General features: G+C 70.5%; 7 protein-coding genes and 1 pseudogene. 3 read left to right on the top strand and 5 right to left on the bottom strand.

The window, feature by feature from the left end:
* Together E3O57_RS12395 and E3O57_RS12390 are read right to left on the bottom strand one after the other, a co-directional pair.
* Positions 1-836: pseudogene (locus tag E3O57_RS12395) on the bottom strand (hypothetical protein); the annotation flags it as partial.
* Positions 833-1,129 carry a hypothetical protein gene (locus E3O57_RS12390; protein ID WP_133159761.1) on the bottom strand — a complete coding sequence of 99 codons (297 nt, stop codon included), beginning with the start codon at positions 1,127-1,129 and terminating at the stop codon, positions 833-835. The pseudogene E3O57_RS12395 and the gene E3O57_RS12390, both read right to left, overlap by 4 nt.
* Positions 1,130-1,264: 135 nt before the next feature.
* On the opposite strand from E3O57_RS12390, the gene E3O57_RS12385 reads away from it, so the two are divergent.
* Complete coding sequence (locus E3O57_RS12385) at positions 1,265-1,792, top strand: low molecular weight protein-tyrosine-phosphatase (protein ID WP_088457753.1); 528 nt, start codon at positions 1,265-1,267, stop codon at positions 1,790-1,792.
* Positions 1,789-3,171 (top strand): adenylosuccinate lyase, encoded by a 1,383-nt coding sequence (gene purB / locus E3O57_RS12380; protein WP_088457754.1) that lies wholly within the window; start codon positions 1,789-1,791, stop codon positions 3,169-3,171. The genes E3O57_RS12385 and purB overlap by 4 nt, the downstream gene beginning before the upstream one ends.
* Here purB and E3O57_RS12375 read toward each other — a convergent pair.
* From E3O57_RS12375 to E3O57_RS12365, 3 genes are all read right to left on the bottom strand, one after another.
* The gene (locus tag E3O57_RS12375) at positions 3,159-5,942 is read right to left on the bottom strand and encodes an HAD-IC family P-type ATPase (RefSeq protein WP_103479205.1); all 2,784 of its coding nucleotides are present in this window, start codon (positions 5,940-5,942) and stop codon (positions 3,159-3,161) included. The two genes, purB and E3O57_RS12375, sit on opposite strands and share 13 nt — an antisense overlap.
* An 80-nt stretch (positions 5,943-6,022) precedes the next feature.
* Complete coding sequence (locus E3O57_RS12370) at positions 6,023-6,292, bottom strand: hypothetical protein (protein ID WP_088457756.1); 270 nt, start codon at positions 6,290-6,292, stop codon at positions 6,023-6,025.
* Entirely contained in the window at positions 6,289-6,888 is a 600-nt protein-coding gene (locus E3O57_RS12365; RefSeq protein WP_174776341.1) for an HdeD family acid-resistance protein, read from the bottom strand. Before E3O57_RS12365 ends, E3O57_RS12370 begins: the two co-directional genes overlap by 4 nt.
* Before the next feature lie 125 nt (positions 6,889-7,013).
* Between E3O57_RS12365 and E3O57_RS12360 the strand changes: the two genes are divergently transcribed.
* Positions 7,014-7,799, top strand: coding sequence for a HEAT repeat domain-containing protein (locus E3O57_RS12360; protein WP_198416831.1), 786 nt, complete (start codon positions 7,014-7,016; stop codon positions 7,797-7,799).
* Positions 7,800-7,824: the final 25 nt, after the last annotated feature.

Raw genomic sequence — 7,824 nt, 5'->3', positions numbered from 1 at the left:
GGGCCCCGCAGGGGCAGGGCCAGCGGGCCGGCCCCGACACCGCCGGCCGGGCCTGGGCGTTCGGCCCCGGCCCCGCCCGCCGGGGTGGCCGAGGATCCCACCTGTGCCACCCGCACGGGCGACTCGCGCAACATCCCCGCCGCCCGCGCCGCGACGAGTAGCCCGATTGCCGAAAACGGTGCCCCGAGCAGGCCGGCACCCGCATCACCAAGTGCCGCGGCCACCGGGTACGGCACGCCCAGCCGGCCCAGCACCGCATCATCGGCCGAGCCCACGAGCGCCCGGACCACTGCGACCGTCCCCGGGTCGGTGAGCCGCCGCGGATTCTCCCGCAGCCAGTCGGTGAGCGGCGGCGGCAGCACCGACGGGGTGCGTCCCAGCGCCGCAGTGGACAGCAGCGAGCCGGCGGCCAGGTAGGCCAGCGGCGACGCCAGGGACAGCACCAGCACCGGCGCCAGCACCCCCAGGGTGTGTGCCATCCAGGCGCCCGTACCCCGCAGCACCAGGTCAAGACCGGACTCCAGGCGACCGTACTCCTCGGCGGCCTGCTCGAGGGCCTCGGCCAGCTCGTGGCTCCGTGCGGCAATCGCGTCTATCGCCACGGACGCGCCGAACACGCAGGCGCCGAGATCGTCCGGTTGCCAGCTCGGCGCCGAACCGACGCCCAACGCCCGCACCCGGCCGATTTGCCACTGCCACTGCTCCGCCTCCCGCTGCACCAGGCGCAGCGCCGCCATCTCGGCGAACACGGTGTCGGTGGCGACCTGGATGCTGCCGCCGCCGGACACCGTCAGGGTCCCGTCGTGTCCCCCGGGCGCAGCGCCCGAGCCGGTCACAGCGCTGCCTTCAGCCGGTCGATGGCCTCATCCACGGCCCACAGCGCATCGTCCAGGGCTCGCCAGACCCCGGCCAGGTCAAGGCCCAACTCACCCCGGCGGGTGCCGTACGCCCGTTGGGCCGGCGACCGCCAGGCCCCGCCGGACGCCTGGCCCGCCAGCCGACGCCCCGATTCCTCCACACCGTCCCGCACCCCTCTCAACAGCCGCCGTTGCTCGCGCAGCCGCGCGAGGGTCTCGGCATCCGGCCCATTGCCCGCATCCGGCAGGATGCTGCCCCCCAGTGATTCCACCGCGCCTCCTCGGTCCAGACTGTGCGGCCCACCCTGGGCCGGCCCGGTCGTGGCCGCGTGGTCCGCGCTCAACCCGGGGAAAATTTGCCCAGGACCGCGGATGTGGAGGAGGGGAATGTGGAACACAATGGACACATGAATTTCGCGGCGCTCAGTCCAGATGAGTCGACGCCATTCCGGATCATTTTCGTCTGCACCGGCAATATCTGCCGGTCGCCCATGGCCGAGGTGATGCTACGCGACCTCGTCACGCGCTCCGGACTGGGTCGGCTCATCACGACGAGCTCCGCGGGCACCGGCGACTGGCACGTCGGCGAGCAGGCCGACACCCGCACGATCTCGGCGTTGGCCAAGCGCGGCTACGACGGCAGTCACCACCGGGCCCGCCAATTCGACGCGGGCTGGTTCGACGACCTCGACCTCGTCGTGGTGCTCGACAGGTCGCAGGAACGCATCCTGCGCAATTGGGCGCCGACCGAACGGGACCGCAACAAGGTGCGCCTGCTGCTCAGCTTCGACCGGGATCAGGCCACTCTGCGGGACGTGCCCGACCCCTACTATTCCGACGATGCGCTGTTTGACTCCGTATTAGGCATGATTGAGAGAGCCAATTTTGCGCTCTTCGCGCAGCTCGCACCCGCAATCAGACAGGGAGTCCGATGAGTCCTCTACCCCCGCAGGTCCTCAGTCCACTCGACGGCCGGTATCAAGCCGCCGTCACCGAACTGGGCGAGTACCTGTCTGAGGCCGGACTGAACCGGGCCAGGGTCAAGGTCGAGGTGGAGTGGTTGATCACCCTCACCGACCGCAGCCTGTTCGGATCCACGCCGCTCACCGTCGACCAGAAGTCAGGCCTCCGCGCCCTCGTCACCGACTTCGGTCAGGCCGAGATCGACGAACTGGCCGCCCTCGAGGCCGTCACCCGGCACGACGTCAAGGCCGTGGAGTACCTCGTGCGCCGCCGCCTGGTGCCGCTGGGCCTCGAATCGATCAGCGAACTGACCCACTTCGCCGCCACCAGTGAGGACATCAACAACCTCGCCTACGCCCTCACGGTCTCCGACGCCGTGCGTGAGGTCTGGCTGCCCAAGTTCCGCGCCCTGATCGGCGCCCTCCGCGCCCTGGCCGGCGACTACCGTGCCGACGCCATGCTGGCCCGCACCCACGGCCAGCCCGCCACGCCCACCACCATGGGCAAGGAGCTGGCGGTCTTCGTCTACAGGCTCGAGCGGATCCAGAAGCAGATCGAGGCCAACGAGTACCTCGGCAAGTTCAGCGGCGCCACCGGCACCTTCGCCGCGCACGTCGCCGCGGATCCCGCCGTGGACTGGCCGTCGGTGTCCCGCGAGTTCGTCGAGGGCCTGGGCCTGGGCTGGAACCCGCTGACCACCCAGATCGAGTCGCACGACTGGCAGGCCGAGCTGTACGGCAAGGTGTCGCACGCCAACCGGGTGCTGCACAACCTCGCCACGGATGTCTGGACCTACATCTCGATCGGCTACTTCCGTCAGGTGCCGCAGGCCGGCGCCACCGGATCGTCGACCATGCCGCACAAGATCAACCCGATCCGGTTCGAGAACGCCGAGGCCAACCTCGAACTCTCCAGCGCCCTGCTGGATTCGCTGGCCGCCACCCTGGTCACCTCCAGGCTGCAGCGCGACCTGACCGATTCCACCACCCAGCGCAACATCGGCGTCGGTTTCGGGCACTCGTTGCTCGCACTGGACAACCTGGTGCGGGGCTTGGGCGAGATCGACCTGGACCGCGAGCTGCTCGCCCACGACCTGGACACCAACTGGGAGATCCTCGGCGAGGCCATCCAGACGGTCATCCGCGCCGAGGTCAGCTCCGGGCGCTCCACCATCGCCGACCCGTATGCGCTGCTCAAGGAACTCACCCGCGGCAAGCGGATCAACCGCGCCGACCTGGTCGCGTTCGTGCAGGAACTCGAGATCGGCGACGCCGCCAAGGCCCGCCTGCTCGAGCTGACGCCGGCCGGCTACGTGGGCCTGGCCGACCCGCTGGTGGATTACCTGGGCTGACCGTCCGACGGCCGGGCATCCCGGGGTGCTGCGCCCCGGGATCCCGCCGCACTGTCCGCGCGGCGGCGCGCCCCGCGCCGGCCGATCAGCTTGTTGACTTCGACGAGCAGGAAGATCACCAGGGCAAGGCCCAGCGTGTACACCCACTCGCGTAGGCCGATCGGTGTGGAGCTGAACCATACGTTCATCACCGGCGTGTAAATGAAGACCAGCTGCAGCACGAGCATCGTGCCTACCGAGATCCACACCGACCGATTCCCGCGCAGCACGGCCGGGGTGAGGCTCGACGCGCGCAGGAACCGGCAGTTGAACAGGAACACGAGCTGGCTGAGCACCAGCATCGTCACGGCGGTGGTCTGCGCTACCGCGCGCGGCGACCCGATCGACAGCTCGTAGAAGAACACCCCGATGGTCGCGGCCGTAATCAGCACCGAGACCCAGAGCAGCCTGCCCAGGTATTCGGAGTCGAGCACCGCGCCGCCGGCCGGCCGGGGCCGGCGCAGCATGATGCCGGGTTCGGCGGGTTCGGTGGCCAGGGCGAGCGACAGGGTGACGGCGGTGATCAGGTTCACCCAGAGGATCTGGGTGGGCTGCAGTGGCAGCGCAAAACCGAACAGCACCGCCAGCAGCACCACCAGCGACTGGGCCGCGGTGGTGGGCAGGATGAAGATGATCGATTTCTGCAGGTTGTCCCTGATCCGCCGGCCCTCTTCGACGGCCTTCTGGATGGTGGCGAAGTTGTCGTCGGCCAGCACGATGTCGGCGGCCTCCTTGGTGGCTTCCGTGCCCTTGATGCCCATCGCCACGCCCACATCCGCCCGGCGCAGTGCCGGGGCGTCGTTGACGCCGTCACCGGTCATCGCGACGACCTCACCGTGCGATTGCAGCGCCTTCACGATGCGCAACTTGTGCTCAGGGCTGGTGCGGGCGAACACGTCGACGTCGCGCACCACCCGTGCCAGCCGGTCCTGGGAGAGTTTCTGCAGCTCGCCACCGGTGAGCACCCGGGGTTCACCGGTCACGATGCCCATCTCCCTGGCGATCGCGACGGCCGTGCCGTGGTGGTCGCCGGTGATCATCTTCACCCGGATGCCGGCGGCGTGCATGATCCCGATCGCCGCGATCGCCTCCGGCCGGGGCGGATCCACGATGCCGACCACGCCGAGGAACAGCAGGCCGTCCTCGACATCGCCCAGGTGCAGGGCGCTCAGGTCGGCCGGGGCGTCGCCGACGGCCGCGCCGAGGACTCGCAGCCCGGTGGAGCTGAGCTCGTCGACCTGCTGCTCCCAGAAGGCCTCGTCGAGGGGTTCCGGCAGCCCCGCGGCATCCAGCTGCCTGCTGCACCGCTCGAGCAGCCGGGCCGGTGCGCCCTTGACCAGGATGCGTGCGGGCTCGTCGTGCCACCGGTTGAGGGTGGCCATGAACTTGTTGGCCGACTCGAACGGGATCACGGCCAGCCGATCGAAGCCCGCCGGGTCGAAACCGGCCTTGTGCCCGAGGGTGCAGAGCGCCCCCTCGGTCGGTTCGCCGACCACCCGCCAGGCGCCGTCGTCGGCGCTGACCCTGGCGTCGTTGCAGACGAACATGACCTCCACCAGCCGGGCCAGGTCGTCCTGGTCGGCCACGGTCACGGGCCGGCCGTCCCTGAGGACCGCGCCGTCGGGCTCGTAGCCGATCCCCAGCACCTCGTACCGGGCCGCACCGGTGATCACGGTGCGTACCGTCATCTCGTTGCGGGTGAGGGTGCCGGTCTTGTCGGTGCACACCGTGGTCACCGACCCGAGGGTCTCCACGGCGGTGAGCTTCCGCACGATGGCGTTGTGGGTGGCCATCTGCCGCACGCCGAGGGCCAGCGTGATGGTGACGAGTGCCGGCAGCCCCTCCGGCACCGCCGCCACCGCGAAGCCGATGGTGGCGGCGAAGAGGTCGGCAAAGCCGCGGTCGTGCACCAGCCGGCCGATCACGAGCATCAGCCCGGACACGGCGAGGATGCCCAGCGAGATACGGGTGCTGAAGACATCCAGTTGCCGGGTCAACGGGGTGGCCAGGGCTTCGGCGGCGGTGACCAGGGTCTGGATGCGGCCGATCTCGGTGTCCGATCCGGTGCCGGTCACCACGCCCCGGCCGCTGCCCGCCGCCACGATGGTGCCGGAGAAGAGCATGCAGTGCCGGTCCCCGACGCCGGCATCCGCCGCGACGGCGGCGATGTCCTTGCCGGCCGGGACGGATTCGCCGGTCAGCGCGGACTCCTCGACCCTGAGATTGGTGCCCTCGATCAGACGCAGGTCGGCGGGCACCTTGTCGCCGGACTTCACCCGCACGATGTCGCCGGGCACCAGGGTCGCGGCGTCGGTGTTCACCCAGTGTCCGCCGCGGCGGGCCTTCGCGTTCAGCGACAGCATCCGGCGGATCCCGTCGAGCGCCTTCTCCGCCCGGCCCTCCTGCAGGAACCCGATCACCGCGTTGATCACGGCCACCGCGAGGATCACCGACGCGTCCACCCAGTCGCCGAACACCATCGTGAGCACTGCGGAGCCGAGCAGCACGTAGATGAGCACGTCGTTGAAGTGGCCGAGGAAGCGAAGCACCGGGTTCTTCTTCGCCACGACGGGCAGGGCGTTGGGGCCGAACCGGGCCAGCCGTGCGGCGGCCTCGGCCTCGTCGAGACCGTGCCGGCTGGTGTGCAGGTCAGCGCACACGGCCTCGACGGTGCGGGCATAGGGCCGGTCTGGACTCGCCGGGGCGGGGCCGGCCAAGCCGTCTGTGGTCATGGCTGCCCCGTCAGGGGAGGAAACGCCGGGAAGCGGACCACAATGGGTCCATTAAAGCACCCTGCGGGCGGCGGAGGAGGCTAGTGGCCCGGGGTCTCGCCGGTCTTGTTCTGCTCGTCGAGGTCGCTTTTCTCGGCCGCGTCGGGCTTCATACCCAGCGCGAGCATCGCGATGACGACCAGGGCCACGATGAAGGTGATGCCCAGGGCGATCGACGACAGCGCCCAGTTGCGGGTGGCCAGCAGGATGGTGAGCCCGACGAAGAGCCCCATTCCGGCGGAGATGGCGACCAGCTCGACGGGCTTGAGGATCTCGGACCGGCTGGGCTTGTGTGGGCTGTTCTGGGTCACGGGGTGTCCGAATCTGTGGAGGAGGAGGCCAGGTCGCGCGGCGCATCCGCGTGCGCAGAAGAAAGGGAGACGCCGGCGATGACCAGGTAGACGCCGATGATCACCAGGTAGGCGCCGAGCAGCCCGACCGCGACGACGGCGTGCGGCGGCAGCAACAGGAACACCAGCGCGAGCACCGCGGTGAGAGAACCGACGACCAGCCAGTCGCGGGTGACCTGGCCACGTCCGCGGACGCGGATGCCCGTGTACAGCTCGAGAGCGCCAGTGACCGCAGCCCACACCGAGACTATGTAGAGGAAGAAGCCCAGCCCGCCGGCGGGCATGGCCAGCGCGAGCACGCCGGCGAGCACACCGACCGCGCCCTGGATGGCGAAAATGTTGCGGTCGCGGGGGTCGGTGACGGTCTTCCAGCTGAGCAGCCCGGTGATCAGGCCGCTGACCAGCGCGAAGGCGCCGAACACGATGAGCCCGAAACCGGCGGAGTGGTCGGCGTTGAAGGTGATCACGGCCGCCGGCACGAAGGCCACGATGGCGCGCGTTATGGGCACGGTCCAGTACCGGGTACCGATGACGGCTGCTGCCGGGGCATGCGCCACGCGGGCACCTCTTTCGTCGCAGGGAGTCCTGCCAGTCTACGCGGCGCATTCGGCCGGGTTCGGTGCCCGGGCGTAGCGGGCGCCGGCATCCGCGACTACCGTCGGGCGGGACAGGGGGTCCAACGGTGGTCACTTCGAACGTACCGGCCGGCAGCGTGCGGGTCAGCCCTAGGGAAGACGCGGCCGCGTTGGCGGACCTGCTGGCCCGGGCGCCGGCCGAGGTGCCCGGTTTCCTCACCGGTCGCTCCGGCCTGCCGGGCCCGCGGGCCAACCTCCCGCTCGCCGATGCGTTCGCCGGTACGGCGCCGGCCGAACTGATCTGGAGCCTGGTCGATTCGGCCGACGAGTATCTGGCATTCTGCGGCACCGAGGGGCTCGGACGGCTCGCGGTCTCCCCCGACGAGCGGCCCGCTGCCCTCACGGCGCTTCGTCGGGCCGCCGCCGACGAGCGCTGGCGGGTACGGGAGGGCGCCGCGCGGGCGCTGCAGCTGATCGGGGACGCCGACCCGGCCCTGATGCACGCCGTCGTGGAGGCCTGGTCGGAGTCCATGGACGCCTGGCTGGCGCGCGCCGCCGTGGCCGCGATCTGTGAGCCACGGCTGTTGGCCGATGACGACGCCCAGGCGCTGGCACTGCGGGTCTGCGACCGGGCCACGGCCCTGCTGCTTCGCGGCGAACCGAACCCGAACGACCCTGTGCGCGCCCGCGAGGCGCACCGGGTGCTGCGCCAGGCCCTGGGCTACGGCTGGAGCGTGGCGATCGCCGCGAGCCCGGCGGCGGGCCTCACCGCTTTCCGCGCGCTGACCGCCAGCGACGACCCGGATGCCCGCTGGATCGTGCGGTCGAACCACGCCAAGGCGCGGCTGCGGTCGGTGCTCGCCGATCGCAACCTTTGGGGAACCCTCGGCTGAACCGCGCTCTGTACTCCGAGGCACT

Origin of the sequence: Cryobacterium sp. TMN-39-2 (genome assembly GCF_004402745.1) — a bacterium.
Taxonomy (GTDB): domain Bacteria; phylum Actinomycetota; class Actinomycetes; order Actinomycetales; family Microbacteriaceae; genus Cryobacterium; species Cryobacterium zongtaii.
This window is presented reverse-complemented; position numbering and strand designations above follow the sequence as displayed.

Excerpts from the sequence above, each read along its gene's own strand:
- purB (WP_088457754.1), top strand. The coding sequence starts at position 1,789 with ATGAGTCCTCTACCCCCGCAGGTCCTCAGTCCACTCGACGGCCGGTAT.
- E3O57_RS12385 (WP_088457753.1), top strand. The coding sequence starts at position 1,265 with ATGAATTTCGCGGCGCTCAGTCCAGATGAGTCGACGCCATTCCGGATC.
- E3O57_RS12375 (WP_103479205.1), bottom strand. The coding sequence starts at position 5,942 with ATGACCACAGACGGCTTGGCCGGCCCCGCCCCGGCGAGTCCAGACCGG.